This is a genomic window from Methylocystis sp. S23 (assembly GCF_054106005.1).
The window spans coordinates 2,751,314-2,773,039 of the sequence record NZ_CM134185.1 but is presented as its reverse complement, the minus strand read 5'-3'; the positions used below and the strand labels follow the sequence as shown (position 1 = coordinate 2,773,039).

Below are 21,726 nucleotides of genomic sequence, written 5' to 3'. Positions count from 1 at the left end.
TCATCTCGGCGCCAGCACCATCACCATCTGCCGGCCTTCCATCGACGGCTCGAGCTCGACTTTGGCCACGGTCGCCGTCTCGGACTTCACGCGCGTCATGAGACGATAGCCAATGTCCTGGTGAGCGATCTCGCGGCCGCGAAAACGCAGCGTCACCTTGACCTTGTCGCCCTCCTCGAAGAAGCGGTGGACCGCTTTCATCTTCACGCCGTAGTCGTGCTCGTCGATGCCCGGGCGCAGCTTGATCTCCTTGACCTCGACCACCTTCTGCTTCTTTCGGGCCTCGGCGGCCTTCTTCTGCTCCGCGAAGCGGAAGCGGCCGTAATCCAGGATCTTGCAGACGGGAGGCGTCGAGTTCGGCGCGATCTCGACAAGATCGAGCCCGGCCTGTTCAGCCATGCCCAGCGCGTCCAGCAATTGAACGACGCCGTGATTCTTGCCTTCGGAATCGATCAACTGCACTTCACGCGCGCGAATCTCTCGGTTGATGCGCGGGCCTTCCTTCTGCGGCGCCGCGGTGCTCTTCATTGGCCGGCGAATGGATCACTCTCCTTCAGCGGGCCGAACGTCTCGGCCTCGATTGCAAATGCGTCGACAGGGCGTCCGGACGGAAACCCCGAAGCACCGGAGATTCTCACGAAAGCGCGGCATGTCAACTGGCCAAATCGAGGGATTTGGCGTTATTCACGCCAAATCCTGCATTAAAGGAAATCATGGATGAGCGCCGCGGCTCGCCCGGCGCGCCATGGGGCGAAAAACGGCTTGGCTTCGCCGTCTTTCGAAGAAGGGCTCCATTCCCGCGTCAATCGGCCAAGGCCGGGCAGCTCGGACAGGGCGTCCCGCCCGACAAGGCGCCGCAGCCGGCACCCGCGCCCATATCGCCGCCCGGCGCCGGCCGCGCGATCAGGGAGAGCTGGCGCTCGACATGCGCGGCCCCGCAGGCGGGGCATTCCGGGGTCTCCTCGAAACGCGCCAAAGTCTCGAATTCATGGGCGCAATCCTGGCAGCGAAAGGCGTAGAGGGGCATGGCGGACTCACGGGCTGGAAAATTCGTGATCCTATGTTACGCCCTCGCGGCGCCGCGGCAAAGCAAGACCGCCCCGGCCGCCCGAATGCGCGCTAGATTTTACGTGACCACCCGCCCGCGAGAGAAGAAATGACCTACCGCATCCCCCTTCAAGACATTCTCTTCTCGCTCCGCCTCGCGGCGGGAGCCGACGCCGAGGGGCTCTATGCGGACATTGCCGGGGGCGTCGCCGAGCAGACGCTGAACGAGGCGGCGAAATTCGCGGAAGGCCAGCTTCTGCCGCTCGATCGGATCGGCGACCGCGCCGGCGTGACGTTCGTCGACGGCGACGTGACCACCGCGCCTGGCTGGCGCGAAGCCTATTCCAGGTGGCGTGACGGCGGCTGGAGCGCCATCGCCGCCGATCCGGAGCATGGCGGGCTCGGTCTTCCTGCGCTGCTCAACGCGGCCTGCACGGAAATCTGGAACGCGGCGAACATCTCCTTCGCGCTCTGCCCGCTGCTCTCCCATGGCGCGATCGAAGCGCTGGAGGCCCATGCGAGCGCGGCGCTGAAGGAGACCTATCTCGCGAGACTCGTCAGCGGCGAATGGACCGGCACGATGAATCTGACCGAGCCGCAGGCCGGCTCCGATCTCGCGCTGTTGCGCACGCGCGCCGGGCGCGGCGGCGACGGCTCCTATCGCATCTCGGGACAAAAGATTTTCATCACCTATGGCGAGCACGACCTTTCCGACAACATCGCGCATCTCGTGCTCGCGCGGCTGCCGGACGCGCCGGCGGGCGTGAAGGGCATCTCGCTCTTTCTCGTTCCGAAATTCCTTCCGGACGAAACCGGCGCCTTCGCGCGGCGCAACGCCGTGCGCTGCGGGGGCGTCGAGCATAAGCTCGGCATCCACGCCTCGCCGACCTGCACCATGATCTATGAGGAGGCGACCGGCTTCCTCATCGGCGAGGAGCATAACGGCCTCGCCTGCATGTTCACGATGATGAACAATGCGCGCCTCAATGTCGGCTTGCAGGGCGTGGCGCTCGCCGAACGCGCGACGCAGGCGGCGCTCGCTTATGCGCGCGAGCGCAAGCAGGGACGCGCGATCGGCGCCTCCGAGACGAGCGCGATCATCGCGCATCCCGACGTGCAACGCATGCTGCTCGCCATGGCGAGCCTGACGGCGGCCGCGCGCATGATCTGCTTCGAAACCGCGGCGTCGCTCGATCGCGCGCATCGCTTTGACGACGCCGAGAAGGCCAAAGAGGCCGACGAACGCGCGAGCCTGCTCACGCCCGTCGCCAAGGCCTTCTCGACCGATATCGGCAATGAGGTCACGTCGCTTGCCGTGCAGGTCCATGGCGGCATGGGCTATATCGAGGAGACCGGCGTCGCCCAGCTCATGCGCGACGCGCGCATCTGCGCGATCTATGAAGGGACGAACGGCATACAGGCGATCGACCTTGTCGGCCGCAAGCTGCCCATGTCCGGCGGCGCGGCGCTGAAGCGCGAGATCGCGGACATGCGCGCGATCGCGAAAGAGAGCCATTACGCGTCGGTGGGCGCAGCCGTCGAGGCCTTTGCGCAGGCGAGCGATTATCTCGCCACGGCATTGAAGGCGTCGCCCGCCGAGGCGCTCGCCGGCGCGACGCCCTATCTTCGCCTCTTCGCTCTGGCGCGCGGCGCGACGCTTCTGGAGAAAGGCGCGAAAGCCGCGCGCCGCGACGGCGACCCCAACGCCGCGCGCTACGAGACGCTCGCGCATTTCTTCGCAAAGAACGTCGCCGTCGCCGCGCCGGGTCTGGCGAAGATGGTGACGGAGGGGGCGGAGTCGGTGACGGAGGGCGGCGAGTTATTCACCCGCTGACGCCCGTCAGTGCGACGAGCCTATGGCGAAGTCGGGTATCCCGGCTTCGAAAAGTGCGACGAAGCAATCCAGCGGGCGCCAATGCGGCTCTGGATTGCTTCGCTCCGCTGCAATGACGGCGCGATCGACATCCCCTCTCCCCGCGAGCGGGGAGAGGATTAGGGTGAGGGGCGAGCCGCAGCGCGAGCCTTTCGTCGCTGCGCTGATGACCAGCATGCGGATGTGGCCTTGCCCCTCACCCCAGCCCTCTCCCCGCGAGCGGGGAGAGGGGGCGCGGTTCGTGATTAACCGCCCATATATTCCCGCAAAGCCTCCTGCTCTTCCCCGCTCATATGCAAGCCCAATTTCGAGCGGCGCCACAGCACGTCATCCGCCTTGCGCGCCCATTCGTTCTCGATGAGGTAACGCGCTTCCGTCTCGGTGAAGCCGCATCCGAAATCGCGGCCTAAATCATCCATCGAATGCGCGTGCTTCAGAAAACGCTCGGCGCGCGCGCCATAGGCGCGGGCGAGGCGCAGCGCGAGATCGTCGCCGAGAAACGGCTTGTCGGCTTTCAGATGCGCGAGAAAATCCTCGAAATCGACATCGCCGCCGGGAAAGACGGCGCTTTCCGTCCAGGCTTCGCCATGCGGCGGCAGGAAGCGGCGCAATTCCTCCATGGCATGTTCGGCGAGTCGGCGCGCCGTGGTGATCTTGCCGCCGAAGATCGACAGAACGGGCGCGCCTTCTTCGGGCGCGTCGAGATCGAAGGCGTAGTCGCGCGTGACGACCGAAGCGTCGAGCGAGCCGTCGTCATAGAGCGGGCGCAGGCCCGCAAAGCTCCAGACAATATCGTCGCGGGAGACGGGCGCGCGCAGGAAATGATTGATCGACTCGAGAAGATAGTCCGTTTCGGCGTCGCCGATCGACACCGCGCCCGGGGCGCCGTCATAGGGAACGTCCGTGGTTCCGATGAGCGTAAACTCGCGCTCATAGGGAATGGCGAAGACGATGCGGCCGTCGGGATTTTGCAGAATGTAGGCGTGCTCGCCCACATAGAGCTTGCGCGTCACGAGATGCGAGCCCTTCACCAGCCGCACATGCTTGCGCGAATGCACATGCAGCGCATCCTCGATCACCTGCGAAACCCACGGCCCGGCGGCGTTCACCAGCGCGCGCGCCTCAATCTCCGCGCCGCCTTCAAGCGTCGCGATCCAATGCGCGCCCTTGCGCTTGGCCTGAATGAGCCGCGTTCCCACGGTGATCGTCGCGCCGCGCTCCTTGGCGTCGAGCGCGTTAAGCGCGACGAGGCGCGAATCCTCCACCCAGCAATCGGCGTAGGTGAAGCCGACATTGTAGCTCTCGCGCAAAGGCGCGCCGAGCGCATTGCCTTTCAGCGACACCATATGCGAGCCGTCGAGCCGCTTGCGGCGCGCGAGATGGTCATAGAGAAAGAGGCCGAGCCGCAGCATCCAGACGGGACGCAGGCCCTTTTCATGCGGCAGGACGAATTTCAACGGCCAGATGATATGCGGCGCGGCGGCGAGCAGACGCTCGCGCTCGGCCAGCGCCTCATGCACGAGACGAAACTCATAGAGCTCCAGATAGCGCAAGCCGCCATGAATGAGCTTCGTCGACGCCGACGACGTGCCGCTCGCGAGATCGTTCTGCTCAACGAGGCGTACGGAGAGCCCCCGCCCCGCCGCGTCGCGCGCAATGGCGCAGCCATTGATTCCGCCGCCGATGATCAGAAGATCATATAACATGCGCGCCGCTCGCCTTGGCTCATGCCCAGTCTAATACGGTTTCCGCTTGATCACCTCGTTCGCGCGCCCCGTCATTGCGAGCCTTTTCTCGAAGTGGGTATACCCGACTTCGCAATACTGGCGAAGCAATCCAGAGCGTCGCCGCGGCCCCTAGATTGCTTCGCTTCGCTCGCAATGACGGCCGCGCGGGGAATGAATTAAACGAAACCGGTATTAAGGAAAAAGCAAGCGGGCGCAATCGCCGTCGTAATCCCGAAGCTGCGACGCCATCCTGCCCCTTGCGGGGAGGGATGGCGTCGCGACAAAGCCGATCAGGCCCTCGGCGCGTCTGGCCGTTGACGGGCGCCGCCGCCATGCGCGCGGCGCTTCTGGCCGTTCGCGGGACGCGGCGCGTTCTGCCGCTGCCCGTCGCGATGCGGCCCCTCGCGGCGCGGATGCTTCGGCGCATGGCGCGCGGCGCCGTGGCCGGCGGAATGTCCCTTGGGCGCGGCGCCATTGCCGCGCCGCGCGCGGCGCGCGGGCTCGGACTCCTCGTGACGCTGATCAGCGCTGCGGCGGTCGGTGGACGGGATCGACTGACGCGTCAGCTTCTCGATCTGGCGCAGCAGCGACCGCTCGCCATTGTCGCAGAGCGAGATGGCGCGGCCCGACGCGCCGCCGCGCGCCGTGCGGCCAATGCGGTGGACATAGGCCTCCGGAACTTCCGGCAATTCGTAATTCACGACATGCGTCACGCCGTCGACGTCGATGCCGCGCGCGGCGATGTCGGTCGCGACGAGCACGCGCGTGCGGCCCTTGCGGAAGGAGTCGAGCGCGCGGATGCGCTGGCTCTGGCTCTTATTGCCGTGAATCGCCTCGGCGCCGACGCCCGCCGCGTCGAGATGCTGCGCCACACGGTCCGCCCCGCGCTTGGTGCGCGTGAAGACGATGGCGCGGGAAATCTCGGCGTCGTTCATCAGCTCGATGAGAATGTCGCGCTTGGCGCCGCCATCGACGAGAAACACATGCTGATCGACGCGCTCGGCCGTCGTCGCGACCGGCGTCACGGAAACCTGCGCGGGATCGTTCAGCATGTCCTGCGCGAGGCCGGCGATCTCCTTCGGCATGGTGGCGGAGAAGAGCAGCGTCTGGCGCTTCTTCGGCAGCTTCGCGACGATCTGGCGGATCGGGACGATGAAGCCGAGATCGAGCATATGGTCGGCTTCGTCGAGCACCAGCACCTCGGTCGTCGCGGGCTTGAAGCGGCCGGAGGCGATGTGGTCGAGCAGGCGCCCCGGCGTCGCCACGAGCACGTCGAGGCCGCGCGCGAGCATGTCGATCTGCGGACGATGCGACACGCCGCCGACGATAACGCCGACGCTCGGGCGCAGGAACTGCCCATAGGCGCGGAAGCTGTCGGCGATCTGGGCGGCGAGTTCGCGCGTCGGCGCGAGCACCAGCGCGCGCGCCGTGAAGGGCGCGGGCCGGCGGCGCTCGGCGGCGAGCCGCTCGAGGATCGGCAGCGCGAAGGCCGCCGTCTTGCCCGTGCCGGTCTGGGCGATGCCGAGAAGGTCGCGGCCTTGAAGCAGAAAGGGGATGGCCTGAGCCTGAATGGAAGTGGGCGTCTCGTAGCCCTCGCGGTTCAGGGCGCGGAGCAGAATCTCGGCAAGGCCAAGATCGGAAAAAGTTGTCACTTAGCGTCTTTCATAGACGATCGCGCGCGCGCCTTGGCGGGGCGCGGTTCGCTCGATCCGGTTGAAATGGGAGACTTGCCCTGCGTAGCGGGCCGTCGATTGAGGCGTGGAGGCGGCTCGACAGCTGGTCGGAGGCCCCGAGAGGCAAGAATCCGATCTACGCGGCTGGAGGGCGCCTGCTGCGGCGCAGCGCCTTGTTCGTAGAGGAAGCGGCCGCCCCGGTCAATGCGGCTTTTTGCGCCGGACACGCGCCTCGCGGCCGCCATTGCGAGGGGGCTTCGCCGATGAAGCAATCCGGAACCGCAATCGCCGCTCCTGGACACATACGCGACCGCCAACAGTAACGATCCAGAAACAAAGCCTCGGGAGACGCCGGATATATTTTAGGCATTCGACCGGTCTCCATCCGCGGTCGAAACCAAGCGCCCGGCACGGCTCCGCCAGTTTGTGCCGGGCGCGCTCTTTGGCTTTCCGCCTCTCACCAATAGACCTGCGCGCGCGCCTCGAAGAGATCGGGATGGGCGCCGTTGAAATAGGGCCCCTGACGCGCCGGCGCGCCGGAAGTATAGAGCGCATAGTCGTTCAGCGGCGCCGACGCCTGCAGCACGTGAATCCAGTTGAACTGGAAATGGAATCCGTTGTCCGGATACCAGTTGAGGCCTAGCGTGACATTCTGCTGCCGGCCGCCCACGACGCCGGCATTGGCGATGGCCGTGGCGGCGGCGGGATTGGGCGCCACGAAGGTCGTATAGGCCAGCATATTGTAAAGACCGGAGCCGGAGAACGGACCGCTGTTGACATTCACTTCGCTATAGCGGGCGGCGACGCCGATGGCGCCGAAACCGCCGGCGCTGAGCGGATGCTTGATCTTGATCTGGTTGAAAGTCGCGCCGATCTTGTTCGTCACGTCATAGGCGGCGGCGCGCTCCTCTCCGGTCAGATACCACTGGCCATAAACATAATAGCCGCTGAAATAATGCGACGCGCCGCCCGGCGCGAAGGCGCCCGCCATGCGCGCGAGCATGAGATTCGTCTCATTGCGGTTGACCTGCTGCCCGAAATACTCCGCCTGCAAGGAGAGCGGCCCATGGGCGGCCGTGAGTTCGACGCCGAAGGCTTCGACATTGTTGACGCATCGGGCGGCGGCGGCCGTCGCCCAGCCCGGCAAGGCGATCGCGCCGCAGGAAAGATCCGGCGTCCCGAGCAGGCCCTGATTCAGTTGATAGGCCTCGGAGCGGATGCGGTTGCCGAGCCTCAGCACGCGGTCGTCGGAAAGTCCCGTCGCGCTGTTGGGCTGGTGATAGCGGCCGGAGACGCCGACATGCAGCAGATCATGCTCGGTCATGATCGGCGCATAGGTGGCGCGGCCGGTGAGCTCGAAATATTGACCGCCGCCGGTGGACGCCCAGCCCGCCTTGGGGGATACGCCGAAGCCGACCGGAACGCCGACCGCCGGCGTGGTGTTGAGGTCCTCGAAGCTCGTCGTGAAGACGCCGCCCTTGGCCGACCAATTGTCGCCATAGGCGCCGATGGCGGCGCCGAGGTGGCGGCTCGGCGCGAAGGTTTCGACCGGCATCGCGCGCTCGATGAAGTCGCGGAACCGCGACGACATGGTGAACTCCAGGCTGAACGGCTCGAAATAGCTGCCGATATGGATGAAGGCCGGGTCTTTCGTGAAGGGCAAGGAAAGCGCCGGATGCTGCAATCCGACATAGAAATCGCGAATGCCGCCCTGAACGGGCGCGTTGAAGGGCGTTCCGTATTGCGATCCCGCGAAGTCGTATTGCAGCTTGTAGAACCAGTATTTCGCGGCCTTGCCCTCCACTTCGAGGCGAACCTGCCGCACGCCGGCCTGCTCCGACCAGCCGTTGAGCGGCTGCGTCGTCGCGCCGCCGTCGAACTGCATGCGGCCGCCGATCTTGAAATTATACGCCTTGTCTTCCGTTTCGACGAAAAGGCCGTTCCTGAAGGAGACGAACACGGGCGGCGGGACGTTGGAATCGGCCTTGGCGTGCGCGGCGTTCGCGACATTGGTCGCCTTGCCTGCGGCGCTGGACGCCGCGGCGGCCTCCGCCTTCGCCGCGCGCGCTTCCTTGCGCAGCTTGGCGATCTCCGCCTCCAGCGCGCGAAGGCGCGTCTCGATGGCGGCTGAATCGGTCGCCGCATGCGCGGCGGAGCCTGTCATGAAAACCCCCAGCGCGCTCGCCGCGATGGCGCGCTTCTTCCTCGAAAAAATCATGCCTGCCCTCTCGAAGATCATTCGGAAAGGTGAGCGAAGACATCGAATGCTTCGCTGTCACACAACCGTCATGTTCTCAGATTTTGTGGCGAAAAGGCGCTGAAGACGGGGCGTGTCGCAGCCGGAAAATAATGGAGAAACAAAGCGTAGCGGCGGAAACGAAAGCGCGTTTCCTGAAATGAAAAGCCGCCTCGCGATGGCGAGGCGGCTGTGATTCCGCGCGGCGCTTCTTACCAATAGACCTGCGCGCGGGCTTCGAAGAGGTCCGGATGCGCGCCGTTGAAATAGAAGCCCTGCCGGCCCGGCATGGACGCACCGACGATGTTGTAATCGTTGAGCGGCGCCGAGCCGCCCGGCGCGAAGACGCCATTGGCGCGCGCCTGCAGGATCTTGGTCATGTCGCGCTGATAGTCGGTCGCGACATGTTCGGCCTGCATGTCATTGAGATTTGACCCGCCGGCCTTGGAATCAGCCCCCGTCCAATGGCCTGAATAAAGGGCTCAATGCTTATCGCCATAGGGGCGTGGTGGCGGACTTGGCTGAACGGTGCGTCGGCGGGTCCGCGGAGGAGCGGCAGGCCCTCGGCCAGGCGAGGGAGTCAGTCGCAACTCTTGAACTTCGATTCCCTGCACTTCTTCGCCATGGCCTGAGCCCTGGCGACGTCGTCCGCGGGAAGAGTCTTCGCGGATATTTCCTGCAATTCCTTCTTTTCGGCGGGGGCCATGGGCAAGGCTTCGAGTCCGACATTTGTCCACATGTAGCCGCGCAGCAGGTCGCGCTCCAGGCCCTGGCCGGTGACGTACATGGTCCCGAGATTCACCTGAGATTCGGCGTCTCCCCCCTCGGCGGCAAGGCGCATCCATTTCGCCGCTTCCCGGTAGTCCTGAGCGACGCCGCTGCCCTCGTAATACATGCTGGCGATGTTCGCCTGCGCCGCCGCGACGCCCTTGTCCGCCGCAAGCAGATTCCACTTCATAGCCTCCTTGTAATCCCGCTGGGCGAGCTGACCCTCGAGATACATCGTGCCGAGATTGGCCTGCGCGGCCGCGTCGCCGTTTTCGGCGGCGCGCCTGGTCCATTTCAGCGCTTCCTTGGGATCGGCGGTGACGCCCCTGCCGACCGCGTAAATGGCCCCGAGCTCGCCTTGCGCCCGCGCGTCGCCCTTCTCGGCGAGCGGCTTCAGGAGCTTGAAGGCGGCTGCAAAATCGCCTCGCTTGGTTGCGGCGGTCGCCGCCTCGAAATCATCGGCGCGGACAGGGCTCGCGCAGGCGACGGCGAGAAGAATCAGGAGAGAGTGGACGCGCTTTCGCATTCGAACGCCTATGGACTCCGCAAAAGACAATGAACGCCCCCGGATGACCGGGGACGTTCGCTTCGTTTGATAAGGTATCGAACTTCGCTCAGTAGTTCCACTGCAACTGCATGCGCAGCAGATCGGCGCTGAACTGGCGATAGGGAGCCGCGCCGGTATTGGTGCGGTTCATCTTGGTGTAGACGGCGGTCACCTCGACCTCGGGCAAGGGCTGCCATTCGACGCCGACGTCCAGTTCGTGAACGCGAGCGTAGGGCGCGTTCGTTTCGACCTTCCAGCCGCCGTTGAAATACTGCCACTTCACGAAGGGGAAGAAGGTCCCGAGGCCGTATAGCGTATCGTCGTATTTGTAGGTCGCCTCGACATAGCCGCCATTCAGGCCGGCCGAGCGGATATAGGTCTGGGTCGGGTCAAGAGCCGGACCGCGACCCCAGTTCCATTCCGCCTTCAGACCGAAGGGCTGCGGATAGATCACGCCGGTGATGGCGACGCGGTCGTCCTTGACGCCCTGACAGCCATTGGCGCAGCTATAGCTGTAGGCGTTCAGGGCAGGATAGGTGCCGAGAGTCAGGTTGCGGACGATGTCAAAATAGCCGGGCGCGTTGATGAAGGGCACGCCGGCGCCGGGATAGCCGACCGGACGGAAGCCCGCCCAACCCGTGGCCATGCCAAGAGACGGCGTGATTGAGGAGGTCGTCGGGACGTAACGGCCGGTATAGCCCTGGATCGACGCTTCGACGATCTGACCGTTCTCGAAGACGTAGGGATAGGTGAAGCGGCTGACGATGTGGACGCCGTTGTTCAGCTCGATGCGGTTCGCGCCCTGGCCGTTATAGATGCCGAGAGCGAACATGCCGTAGTCGCCCGTGCCCTTGAGGTTGTTCCTGACAAGGTCGCGGAGCAGGTGACGAACGTGCTCGGGCGTATAGTAGAAGAAGATGCCGAGATCGCGCTCGTCCTTGCAGCAGCTGTTGATCGCGTCCGCGCGGTCCAGCGCGAGGCGGTTTTGCGACGACTGCATGTTTTCGAAGCCGTAGGGGATCTTCGACTGACCGACGCGGAAGCGGAATTCCTTCTTGTCGTCGATCGAGATGTCGGCATAGGCGTCGCGCATCTGGGCGAAGTAGCCGGCCGAGTTGCCGTAGATGCCGATCTGCGGATTGTAGAACGCGAAGGTCGGGTTCGTGCCGGCGGTGTAGCTTGGGCTGAAGGTTCCCGACGGCGCGGAGGCGAGGTCCATCTGAACGTAAAGATACAGATGGCTGGAAACGTCGCCGCTGAAGATCAGACGCGTGCGGCGAAGCAGGAAGTTCCTGCGCGCGCCGACCGAACGATCATGCGGGCTATAGACGTCGTTCCACATATTGCCGTTGATGATGTCGTTATACCGCATCTGGGTATAGCCGCGCAGGCTGATCTTCTCGTACCAGTGCTTCGGCGCTTCCGGCGCGTGGCCGGCGGCGGCGACGGGAGCGGCGTGGGCGGCCTTCGCCGCCTCGGCCTTGGCGCGCTTGGCCGCAGCCTCTTCAGCTTCGAGCTTGTTCAACCGCGCCTTGAGGGAGCGGATTTCGGCGGCCGTGTCCGCCGCCGCCGGAGCGGCGGCGAAGGCGGCCGTGAAGCCGAACGCCGCAATGGCGAGGGCGCGATATCCAGGTCGGAATTTCATTGGTTGGTTCCCCAAGCGTTAACTTCCGAGCGGGAGTGAAGCCGTCGCTCCATGACAGAGACGTGACAATCTGGACCCAAGACAGACTGTGACAGATGACTCCAGCGCGGCTGTGTCCCGATTGCCACAGTTTAAGGGTCTACAGGACTGATTCGAGTGGCAGTCCCGCAACAGCGCGCCGTCATGTGAAGGTTGGCGCGCGCGTCGGGAGCCGCCCGGCGGCGACCTTCATCCTCGCCTTGCCGGGCGCCGCCGTTACCGCTATCGGAAGCGCCAGCCATTCAACCCAAGGCCGCCCATGATTTCCGCGCCCCAGCCTCGAAGAGAGGCGGCGTTCCTCTTCATCCTCATCACGGTTGCGCTCGACATGCTGGCGCTCGGCGTCGTCATTCCCGTGCTGCCGAAGCTCATCGCCCAGTTCGAGGGAGGGGACCTGCGCTCGGCGGCGCGCATCGCCGGCGTCTTCGGCTTCGCCTGGGCGGCGATGCAGTTCGTCTTCCAGCCCGTGCTCGGCGCCCTCTCCGACCATTTCGGCCGCCGTCCCGTCGTCCTCGCCTCCAATCTGGGGCTCGGTCTCGACTATATCTTCATGGCGCTGGCGCCGTCCCTGCCCTTCCTCTTCGTCGGGCGCGTGATCTCCGGCGCGACGGCGGCGAGCGTCGCCACCGCCAACGCCTATATCAGCGACATCACGCCGCCGGAAAAACGCGCCGGCCGTTTCGGCCTCATCGGCGCGGCCTTCGGCCTCGGCTTCATCCTCGGTCCCGCCATTGGCGGCGCGCTGGGCGATTACGACCTGCGCTTCCCTTTCTGGGCGGCGGCCTTCTTCAGCCTCGCCAATTTCGCTTATGGCTGGTTCATCCTTCCCGAATCGCTTTCGCCGGAGAAACGCGCGGAGAAGATCGTCTGGCGCAGCGCCAATGTGCTGGGCTCGCTCGAATTCCTGCGCAGCCGCCAGACGCTCTCGTTTTTCGCGGCGGCGCTCTTCCTCTCCTATCTCGCGCATGAGTCGCTGCCCGCGCTGTTCGTGCTCTATACGCAGGCCCGCTATAATTGGGACCCGAGCACGACCGGCTGGGCGCTGGCCATTGTCGGCGTTTCGCAGACCGTCGTCTCGGGCGGACTCGTGCGTCCCGCCGTCGCGCGGCTGGGCGAGAAGACGACGCTGATCATCGCTCTCGTCAGCGGCGCGCTGGGATTCCTCGCCTACGCCTTCGCCCCGACCGGCGCGATCTTCATGGCGGCGCCGCCGCTCATCGCCCTCTGGGGCATGGCCAATCCCGCCGTCCAGGGCCTGGCGACGCGCCTCGCCGGGCCGAAGGAGCAAGGACGGCTCCAAGGCGCGCTCGGGAGCCTGCGGGGCGTCTCCGGCATGGTCGGCCCGCTCTTCTTCTCCCAGATCTTCGCCCTGTCGCTGTCGCTCGATTTCTTCGTCGGCGCGGGATATTTCTTCGCCGCCCTCCTGCTCGCCGCGAGCCTCCTCGTCGCGCTGAAGGCGATCAAGCGAGGATCGCTTTAGGGGAATCTCAAGCGGCGGCTATCCCTCGAATCCCGGCGCCCGCAGCCGCACGCGGCTGACGCCGCCGCCCCGCCGCTCGACGCAGACCTTCGTCGCGATGCGCGCCTGCATCGATTCGACATGGCTGATCACGCCGACCTTGCGCCCCTGCCCTTGCAGATTCTCCAGCGCGTCGATCGCGACGTCGAGCGTCGCGGAGTCGAGCGCGCCGAAGCCCTCGTCGATGAAGAGCGTATCGACGAAGGAATCGCGCCCCTCCAGCCCCGCCAGCGCAAGGGCCAGCGCGAGCGACGCGAGGAAGCGTTCGCCGCCCGAGAGCGAGCGCGCGGAGCGGCGCTCGTCGCCGAGATCGCGATCGACGATCTGCAGCCCGAGCGATCCGATCTCGCCCGCGCGCTCGAGACGGTAGCGCGGCGACAAGAGCGCGAGGCGTCGATTGGCGAGCGCGACGAGCTGCTCCAGCGTCACGCTCTGCGCGAAGCGGCGGAACCTGTCGCCCTCCTTCGAGCCGATCGCCGCATTGATCTCGTCCCAGATCTTGCGCGCGGAGCGCGCGGCCTCGATCTCGACCGACAATGTTTCCGCGCGCGAGCGCGCTTCGTCGTCGCGAGCGAGCCTTTCGTGCAGCGCGCCGAGCCGCCCGGCGAGGCCGTCGAGCGCTTGCGCCGTTTCCGCCGCTTGCGCCTCGAGCGCCGCGCGCGGCGTTTCGGGCGCTCCTTGCGCTTCCGCCTCGCGAAGGACGTCGCCGCGCTGCTCGACGGCGGTTTGCGCGGCGCGAAGCGCGGATTGCGCGTTCTCGACCGCGCGACGCATCGCCTCCGCCTCGTCCGGAGAAATCGCGAGCAGCGCCGCGGCGGTATCCTCGTCGAAGCCGGAGGCCGACAGAAGAGCGGCGAATGCGGCGCCGGCCGCCTCCGACGCCCGTAGCGCCGCCTCTGATTCGCGCGCGGCGGCGGCGCGGCCCTCCTCGGCGGCGGCGCGCGCCTTGTCGGCCTCGGCGGCCATTGCTTGCGCCGTCTCGTGCGCCTCGCGGGCGTGAGCGCGCTTTTCCTCGTGACGCGCGCGATGCGCCGCCGTGGCTTCGCCGTCGAGCAGGCCCGCGCGGCGCGCGCGCAAGCCGGCGAGATCGGCCGCGCGCGCCGCATGATCTTCGGCGGCTGACCTTGCCCGCTCGACCGCGGCTTCGGTCTCCGCGCCGAGCGTCGCGATCCTGGGCGCCAGCTCGACGAGACGCGCTTCGGCGTCTGTCGACGCTTCGACCGCCGCCCGCCAGCGCGCCCCGGCCTCTTCCAGAAGCCGTCTCGCGCCCGACGGATCGCGATCGAGATCGCCGCTTGTCAAATCGCAAAGCGGAAGGAACGGCGAAAGCGCCCGGTCGAGGGACGCCATGCGCTCGCTTGCGCCGGCGAGCTTCTCCTCGAATCGCGCGCGCGCTTCGCCCGCGCTTCGCATGAGGCTCTCCGCCTCGGCGCGCGCGGCGCCGCGCGCTTCGAGCGCGTCGCGCGTCTCGTCGACGCGCTTGCGCAGGCGATCGACCTCATTTTGAAGATCGAGCGCGGTCGTGGCGATCGCCGCGAGCGCGGCGCGCTCATCCGCGAGCCGCCGCAGCGACGCGGCGATCGGCGCGGCGGCGCCTGCAATGTCGGCGGGCGCCCCCGCGTCGGGGGCTTGCGCGAGATGCGCCGCATATAGGCGCGCCGCATCGTCGCGCGCGACGCTCGCCGCCGCCAAACGCCGCCGGGCGTCCTCCGTCAAGGCGCGCGCCGTCGCCTCGCTTGTCGAGAAAGAGATGATCTCCTTCTCCGTCTGCGCCAGCGCGCGGCGCGCCGCGTCGCGTTTCGCGCGCAGAGTCTCCACCAGCTCGCGCGCCGCGCCGCTCGAATGGGCAAATGGATGTTCGCGCCCGCCGCACACTGGGCAGGGCGCATCCGCCTCGAGCGCCGCGCGCAGCTTCAGGGCGTGCGGGTCGGCGGCGGCGTCGGCCAGTTCGCCGAGACGCTCGGCTTCTTCGCGCCCCGCCGCCTGCGCGTCGCGGGACGCCTTTCGCGCTTCGATGTCGCGCAGAAGCGCGGCCGCGTCGGCGTCGAAGCGCGCAATGTCGGCCTCGGCGCTTTCAGCCTTCTCCCGCGCGGCGTCATATGCGGCCGCGCCGGCGGCCATGGCTTGCAGCAATTCCTGCGCGCGCGCCAGCTCGTCCCGCCTGCGGGCCGCCGCAGCCATATCGAGCGCCGCAAGCGCCGCCTCCCGCTCGCGCGTTTGAGACAGCGCCAGCGCGAGCGCCTCGCGATCCTCCCTGTCGGCCGCGTCGAAGGCGCGGCTCGAATCCGAGGCGCGCTTCAGGGCGTCGAGCGCTTCGGCCAGTTCACGCGCGGCCTCCCGCTTGTCTCGGACAAACTGCGCGCGCTTGGCGAGCCAATCCGCGATCTCGCCCCAGCGCTCGCTCAAGGGCCGCGCGGCCGAGAGCCCCTCCAGCGCCGCCCGCGCTGCGTCGCGCGACGCGGCGGCCGCGACCTTCTCCGATTGCGCCTCCGCCAGCGCCTTTCGCTTCCCGTCGAGCCAGGCCGAAGCCGCCGTTTCGGCCGCCTGCGCGCGCGCGGCTTCCTCGGCCAAAGCGTCGATGCGCGTATCGAGCGCGGCGGCCTCGTCCCACAGGGGCGCCAGACGCTTCGTCTCGTCTTCGGCGGCGGCGCGCGCCTCGGCCGCGTTTCGCGCCCGCGCCCGCGCCTCGTCGAGCGCAAGGCGCCCCGCTTGCGCCTTCTCTTCGGCGCGCGCCGCCGCGTCGCGCCTGTCGAGATGCGCGCGGCGGGCGTTGCGCAGCGCTTCGCGCGGCGCGCGCAGCGGCTCGGCGCGGGCAAGATCGGCCAGCGTCCGCCGCTCTCCGGCGAGCGCGTCCCAGGCCCGCGCGGCGCCGTCGCGCGCTTCTTCCGCCTGCGCGAGCCTGTCGCGCGCCTGCGCAACGGCGTCGAGGCGCCCCAACACGGCGCGCGCTTCCTCGAGCTCCCTGAAGAGCGCCGCCCGCCGCGTCCCGATCTCGGCGATTTCGGCGTCGATCGCGGCGCGCGCCTCCGCCGCCAGCAGGCCGATATCCGCTCGACGCGCCTCCAGCGCGGCGAGCGCGCTCTTCGCCTCCCCCCAACGTTCGAAAGCGCGCCTCGACAAGAGGCCGTAGATTTCCGCGCCGGTGATCTTCTCCAGAAGATCGGCGCGCTCCCTGGCGTCGGCGCGCAGAAAGGCGTCAAAGTCGCCTTGCGCGAGAAGCGCCGTGCGGCGGAACTGATCGAAGGTGAGGTCGGTGAGCTCCACGATCCGGCGATTGACCGGCTCGACGCCCGACTCCACCGCCTCGATCTTCTCGCCGCTCGCGTCGATGCGCCACAGCGCGCGCGCCCTTTGTTGCAGCTTGCCCGCGACCTTGCCGCGCGCCCGCATGAGATCGCAGCGCGCGCGATAGCGCACGCCGTCGCGCGCGACGAAATCCGCTTCCGCGAAGCCGCGCCCCGCGCCGCGCCGCAGAATGGTGCGCGGGTCGTTCTCCTTGATATTGGCGCCCGAGGGATCGGGCATGTCGTCGCGCGCGCCGGGCGCCGCGACGCGCGGAAACTCGTCGTAAAGGGCCAGGCACAGCGCATCGAGAATGGTGGATTTGCCCGCGCCCGTCTCGCCGGTGATGGCGAAGAGCCCGGCCGAGCGCAAAGGCTCGCATTCGAACTCGATGGCGAAAGGCTCGGCGAGGCTCGCGAGATTCTCGCCCCTGATGGCGAGGATGCGCAATTATTCCTCCTCCGCGAGAAGGTCGAAGCAGCGCAGATGCGCCTCCGAGGGCGCAACGCCATGCGTGGCCTCGAAAGCCTCGCGAAAGAGGTCGAGCGGCTTGCGCTCGGCGAGGCGCATCGGCGCGGCCTGGGGCGCGTCGGCGCGCTGCGGGCGCTCGACCGCGAGCGAGACGAGCCGGACCGGAAACTTCTCGCAAATGGCGTCGATCTCCGACTTCAATCCCGCCGAAGCGCCGTCGATTTTTACGGAAAGATGAACGAAAGGCCGCGCATCGTCCGGCGTCCGCGGATCGATGGCGAGCCCGGCCAGCGCTTTCTCGATCTCGGCCGCCTCAAGCGCCCCTCGCGGCGGCACGCGCAAATGCGCGACGCAGCGCTCGAAGGGAACATGCTCGCTCGTCGCGGCGCCGCTCGCGTCGATCTCGACGATCGTCGCGCCATGCGCATAGCCGATCTCCGTCTTCGACATCGGAATCAGCGCGCCGCAATAGCGGATCGTCTCCCGGCCGACCTTCTGCGGCTTATGCAAATGGCCGAGGGCCACATAGGCGGCGCCTTCCGGAAATATGTCGGGCGGCGCGGCGTGCTCGCCCCCGACGAGAATGCGCCGCTCCGCGCCTTCCGATTCGAGCCCGCCGGCCACATGCAGATGGCCCGTGAGCACCAGAGGCGCGGCGCCCACGCGCGCGCGCGCGGCGTCGAAGGCCTCGCGGTACAGCGCGCGTACGCCCCACACGACCGGCGAACCCGCGACATCCGCGCCCGCGATCGGCAGGTCGGCGGCGCGCGGATAGGGCAAAGCGAGAAGATAGGCGCCGATCGCGCCGGATGAGTCGCGGATCGGCAGCAGATGCGCGTCGAGATCGAGCGCGCCCTCGCGCCGCGCCACGACGCCGATTGAACGGACGCCCGCCATTTCGAACAGCGCGCGCGGCGCCTCGAGCCTGCCCGCCGGATCGTGATTGCCGGCGAGGAGCGCGATGGTCGCGCGCGGACTGGCGGCGCGCAAATCGCGCAGCGTCTCGTAGAGGAGCCGCTGCGCCTCGGCGGAAGGGTTGAGACTGTCGAAAATATCGCCGGCGACGATGACGGCGTCCAAGTCGCGCGCCTTCGCCAGCGCGACGAGCTGGCCGAGCGCGGCGCGGTGCTCCCGCTCGCGCGACCAGCCTTGCAGCGCGGCGCCCAGATGCCAATCGGCGGTATGGAGGATACGAATCACGGCCGGGGCAGTAAGCAGCAAGCGGCAGGCTCGACGCAAGCGATACGCAACCCGCCCGCCCCGGCCTGCCGCCGCCGGCCCCCCAACCGTCAAATCGCGTTACGATACGCTTTTCGCGAGAAGACGGTGAGGAACATGATCCAGATGTCGAACAGCAACGACCAGTTGTCGATGTAGAACAGGTCGTGCTCGACTCTCTGACGGATCTTCTCCGGCGAATCGATCTCGCCGCGCAGCCCGTTCGCCTGCGCCCAGCCGGTAATGCCGGGCTTGACGTTGTGGCGGCGCGCATAGAGCGCGATGCGCCGCTCGAAAAGCTGATCATGCGCCAAAGCGTGCGGGCGCGGGCCGACAAGAGACATCTCGCCGCGCAGCACATTGAGGAGCTGCGGCAATTCGTCGATATTGTAGCGGCGCAGGAAGCGCCCGACGCGCGTAACGCGCGGATCGTCGGCGGTCGCCTGCTTCACATGCCGATCGTCTTCCATCGTCGTCATCGTGCGGAATTTGACGATGCGGAAGGTCTCGCGATTGAAGCCGTAGCGGCGCTGATAAAAGAACGCCGGCCCCTCGCTTTCCAGCTTGATGAGCAGCGCGCAGAGGATCAGCAGCGGCGAGAGCGCAACCAGCGCCGTCGCCGAAACGGCGACATCGAAAACGCGCTTCGCCGCGATCTCGAGAAGGTCGAGCCGGCGCCCCGACAGGCTGAGGCTGGAAATGGCCCCGACCTTGTCGATACGCGCGTCCACGAAACGGTCGAGAACGCGCTCCGGCCCCAGATGAATGCGGGCTGGAACATGTAGAAAGGCGGTGACGCACGCGTCGATCGCCTCCATGCGGGACCAGGGCGCGAGGATGAAGATGTCGTCCGGCCGCAGCATGCGGGCGGAAGCGACGGCGAGGGTCAGATCGTCCTGGAGCGTGGCCTCGCTGTCGCGCAGCACGATCGAGGCGACGACGTTCATGCCGCAGGCCCAGGGCTTGTGGCGATAGGTGAAAGCCTCGACGTCCCGTTCGAAGCCGACGAGAAAGAGGCGCCGGGCGGAGACGCCGCCCGTCTCCGCGCTGGCGCGGACGAAATGGCACAGAATCGCGCGCTGCCCCAAGATCGCGGCGAGGCTCATGATCGAGGCGAGCACGAAGGCGACGCGCGACGTCTCCTCGGCGGTCTTGGTGAAAAACCCGATCGCGACCGCAAAGAGGCTGGCGAGCGTCCACAGGCCGAAACAGCGCCAGGCGTGGCCGCGGAGCTGGAGATAATGCGCAAAAGAATATTCGTGCCGCACCGCATTGGCGAGGAGGAAGACCCACGCGGCGGTCAAGCTCGGCTGAAGGTTGGCGGCGGAAAGGCCGCTCCAGCCATAGGCCGCCATATGATAGCCGATCTGCGCGACGACCGCCCCAAGCGCAATCGCCAGCATATCGAGCGACGCGGCGAGAACTGAAAAGGAAAGGCGAACGATCGCCGTATTGCGCCGGGGGGCCCAGCTTTGCCCCTTTCCGCGGTTTTGCGTTTTCCTGCGCCGGGCGCCTGCCCTGGACGGCTTTTCCGCGCGTATCCGCTCTTCGCGATAATCGAGCTGATGGGACAAGACTTGTCTCCCAATCGAACTCTCTTGTCCCAATACGAAACAAGACGAGCCGGCTACGGAACCTTTCCCCGCCGGCTGCAATTCGCGAGCCTTTTAAACTTTCTCGGAAAGGAGAATTGGTCGCCTTTACCCGCCGCCGACAGAAAAATGCGCGCGACTTCGCGCGCGCTCCCGGCGGCGTCGATATCAATACTTTGGCGCGGCCGTTTGAAGTCCAAGACGCGACGCCCGCCCGGGCGCCTTCACAAGCGCGTCATCCTGCCTGTAAAATACTGAGAGTCGCAAAAGGCCGGCATGGACCTTGGCGCGGTCCATCAGGCCCTTCTCGAAACCGAGAGGCTGGCAGGGTGACCGCTCACTTTCGACAACAGAATGTCTCGCCGCAGGCCTGTCCCGCGCTCGTGCTCAACGCGGATTATCGGCCGCTGAGCTACTATCCGCTTTCTCTGTGGGGATGGCAGGACGCGATCAAGGCCGTCTTCCTGGATCGCGTCAACATCGTCTCGGAATATGATAAGACGGTAAAAAGTCCGAGCTTCGAGATTCGCCTTCCTTCGGTCGTGTCGCTGAAGGAATATGTAAGGCCGGCCCGTCAGCCGGCCTTTACTCGTTTTAACGTCTTCCTTCGCGATCGCTTCACCTGCCAATATTGCGGGGCGCATGACGAGCTGACCTTCGATCACGTGATTCCGCGTTCGAAAGGCGGCGCCACGACATGGGAGAATGTCGTCGCGGCCTGCTCGCCCTGCAATCTGCGCAAGGGCGATCGCTTGCCGCATGAAGCGCATATGATGCCGGCCCAGGCGCCCTATCAGCCCGCCATTGCCGATCTGCACCGCAACGGACGGCTGTTCCCGCCGAACTATCTGCACGAAAGCTGGATGGACTACCTCTATTGGGATTCGGTGCTCGAGCCGTAAGGCGGGCGCGGAAGAGGTTTCATGCTGCGCCGCCTGATCGTCATGAGCTTCGGCTACGTCATCGCCGCCGGCGTCGGCGCCGCGTTTCTCTTTATGTCGGCGCTTTTCGATCCGGCGACGCGCGAGATCGGCTTGACCGCCCTCGTCGCCGGGTTTTTCGCCGTCTTCGACGAAGCAATGAACAATGGCGCTCCGGAAGAGACGTTCGCCGCCCTGAGCTTCGTCGTCTGGGCGGCGGCGATCGCGACCTGCGCCGCGCCGCTCGCCGTCGCCGCGCTGGTGGGCGAAGCGGCGGGCGCGCGTTCCTTCGTCTGGTATTCCGGCGTGAGTGGGCTGCTCGCCGGCGCCTCGCCCTGGATCGCGCGCGCGGCGAAGGGGCTCGAACGCGCCCAACAGGTCAATGAGGCGGAAAGCCGCCTTGCGCTTCTGTTTTTCCTCACCGGCGCGCTGACCGGCGCGATTTATTGGCTCATCGCCGCGCCGGCGCGTCGGACGCCGGCGGATTGAGGCGCAAGCGTAAAGCGACGGGCCGTCAAAGCCGCTTGCGGCGCGCGCCTTTGATCCCGGCGTCGCTATATTGCCAATAAGCGAGAACCGCGCCCGTCAGGAAGACGCCCGCGAGCATGGCCGTGGCGTAGAACTGCAGCCAGCCGCCGACGGTGAAGCCGAAGCGCGTCGTGCGCTTCGTTCCCGAGGATTCGATCACGGAGATGAAGGCGGCGTAGTCGCCGCTCTCCGCGAAGACATGCTCGACCGGAACGGCGCCGCCCGGATAGAGGCGCGGCGCGAAATAGGCGACGGTGACGGGCGCGAGATCGTCCTCCTCGGAGAGCGGCTTGCCGGGCTCCTTCACGATGCGCACCTCGATCGGAAGCGCGCGCAGACGCTCCGCGATGAGATCGATGGTGAGGATGATTCGTCCCGTCGCCGGAAACTCGCCGCAAAAGCGATCCCGGGAACGGTCCGGCATGTAAGCGACGACGCCGACAAGATCCGGCCCGATCGAGATCTCGCATTGATCGCGAATGGTCGAGGCCTTGTCCATGCTGATGGCGCGCGCGGCCGATGGCGCGAGAAGAGCCGCGATGAGAGCCGCGCAAAAGACGCGCGCCAGCGGAGGAAGCAACGACATCCGATTTCTCCCGAGGATAGCCGACACGCCAGCTCAAATCCCCGGTTTTTCCCGG

General features: G+C 66.8%; 16 protein-coding genes. 4 read left to right on the top strand and 12 right to left on the bottom strand.

The genetic code is table 11. From position 1 onward, the window contains the following. Together infC and ACV7JP_RS13605 are read right to left on the bottom strand one after the other, a co-directional pair. Positions 1-528, bottom strand: coding sequence for a translation initiation factor IF-3 (infC, locus tag ACV7JP_RS13610; protein WP_457796207.1), 528 nt, complete (start codon positions 526-528; stop codon positions 1-3). A gap of 274 nt (positions 529-802) precedes the next feature. Beyond that, on the bottom strand, positions 803-1,027 hold the full coding sequence (locus ACV7JP_RS13605) for an FmdB family zinc ribbon protein (protein WP_457796206.1): 225 nt from the start codon (positions 1,025-1,027) through the stop codon (positions 803-805). A 129-nt stretch (positions 1,028-1,156) separates the two neighbouring features. Between ACV7JP_RS13605 and ACV7JP_RS13600 the strand changes: the two genes are divergently transcribed. Further along, positions 1,157-2,881, top strand: a complete 1,725-nt coding sequence (locus tag ACV7JP_RS13600) for an acyl-CoA dehydrogenase (protein WP_457796205.1) — start codon at positions 1,157-1,159, stop codon at positions 2,879-2,881. Positions 2,882-3,165: 284 nt separating this feature from the next. Here the strand turns inward: ACV7JP_RS13600 and glpD are convergent, their stop codons facing one another. From glpD to ACV7JP_RS13570, 6 genes are all read right to left on the bottom strand, one after another. Then, positions 3,166-4,626, bottom strand: coding sequence for a glycerol-3-phosphate dehydrogenase (gene glpD, locus ACV7JP_RS13595; RefSeq protein ID WP_457796204.1), 1,461 nt, complete (start codon positions 4,624-4,626; stop codon positions 3,166-3,168). Positions 4,627-4,937: 311 nt separating this feature from the next. Continuing rightward, a complete protein-coding gene (locus ACV7JP_RS13590; RefSeq protein WP_457796203.1) occupies positions 4,938-6,299 on the bottom strand; it encodes a DEAD/DEAH box helicase in 1,362 nt (453 codons plus the stop codon). Positions 6,300-6,777: 478 nt separating this feature from the next. Next, a complete protein-coding gene (locus ACV7JP_RS13585) occupies positions 6,778-8,538 on the bottom strand; it encodes an OprO/OprP family phosphate-selective porin (RefSeq protein ID WP_457796202.1) in 1,761 nt (586 codons plus the stop codon). 230 nt (positions 8,539-8,768) lie between these two features. Further along, positions 8,769-8,975: a hypothetical protein gene (locus ACV7JP_RS13580; protein WP_457796201.1), complete on the bottom strand. Its 207-nt coding sequence runs from the start codon at positions 8,973-8,975 to the stop codon at positions 8,769-8,771. Positions 8,976-9,136: 161 nt separating this feature from the next. Beyond that, the gene (locus tag ACV7JP_RS13575; RefSeq protein ID WP_457796200.1) at positions 9,137-9,850 is read right to left on the bottom strand and encodes a tetratricopeptide repeat protein; all 714 of its coding nucleotides are present in this window, start codon (positions 9,848-9,850) and stop codon (positions 9,137-9,139) included. 88 nt (positions 9,851-9,938) lie between these two features. Then, the gene (locus ACV7JP_RS13570; RefSeq protein ID WP_457796199.1) at positions 9,939-11,516 is read right to left on the bottom strand and encodes a porin; all 1,578 of its coding nucleotides are present in this window, start codon (positions 11,514-11,516) and stop codon (positions 9,939-9,941) included. Between the two features lie 298 nt (positions 11,517-11,814). Between ACV7JP_RS13570 and ACV7JP_RS13565 the strand changes: the two genes are divergently transcribed. Then, positions 11,815-13,035, top strand: coding sequence for a TCR/Tet family MFS transporter (locus ACV7JP_RS13565; RefSeq protein ID WP_457796198.1), 1,221 nt, complete (start codon positions 11,815-11,817; stop codon positions 13,033-13,035). Positions 13,036-13,053: 18 nt separating this feature from the next. Here the strand turns inward: ACV7JP_RS13565 and ACV7JP_RS13560 are convergent, their stop codons facing one another. The 3 genes from ACV7JP_RS13560 to ACV7JP_RS13550 form a co-directional block, all read right to left on the bottom strand. Then, entirely contained in the window at positions 13,054-16,806 is a 3,753-nt protein-coding gene (locus tag ACV7JP_RS13560; RefSeq protein ID WP_457796197.1) for an AAA family ATPase, read from the bottom strand. Beyond that, entirely contained in the window at positions 16,807-18,027 is a 1,221-nt protein-coding gene (locus ACV7JP_RS13555) for an exonuclease SbcCD subunit D (protein ID WP_457799090.1), read from the bottom strand. 89 nt (positions 18,028-18,116) lie between these two features. After that, positions 18,117-19,619 (bottom strand): exopolysaccharide biosynthesis polyprenyl glycosylphosphotransferase, encoded by a 1,503-nt coding sequence (locus ACV7JP_RS13550; RefSeq protein ID WP_457796196.1) that lies wholly within the window; start codon positions 19,617-19,619, stop codon positions 18,117-18,119. A 401-nt stretch (positions 19,620-20,020) separates the two neighbouring features. Here ACV7JP_RS13550 and ACV7JP_RS13545 point away from each other — a divergent pair, with 401 nt between their 5' ends. Together ACV7JP_RS13545 and ACV7JP_RS13540 are read left to right on the top strand one after the other, a co-directional pair. Beyond that, a complete protein-coding gene (locus ACV7JP_RS13545; RefSeq protein WP_457799089.1) occupies positions 20,021-20,539 on the top strand; it encodes an HNH endonuclease in 519 nt (172 codons plus the stop codon). Positions 20,540-20,560: 21 nt separating this feature from the next. Then, positions 20,561-21,046, top strand: a complete 486-nt coding sequence (locus ACV7JP_RS13540) for a hypothetical protein (RefSeq protein WP_457796195.1) — start codon at positions 20,561-20,563, stop codon at positions 21,044-21,046. Positions 21,047-21,071: 25 nt separating this feature from the next. Here ACV7JP_RS13540 and ACV7JP_RS13535 read toward each other — a convergent pair whose 3' ends face one another. After that, a complete protein-coding gene (locus ACV7JP_RS13535; protein ID WP_457796194.1) occupies positions 21,072-21,671 on the bottom strand; it encodes a hypothetical protein in 600 nt (199 codons plus the stop codon). Between the last annotated feature and the right edge of the window lie 55 nt (positions 21,672-21,726).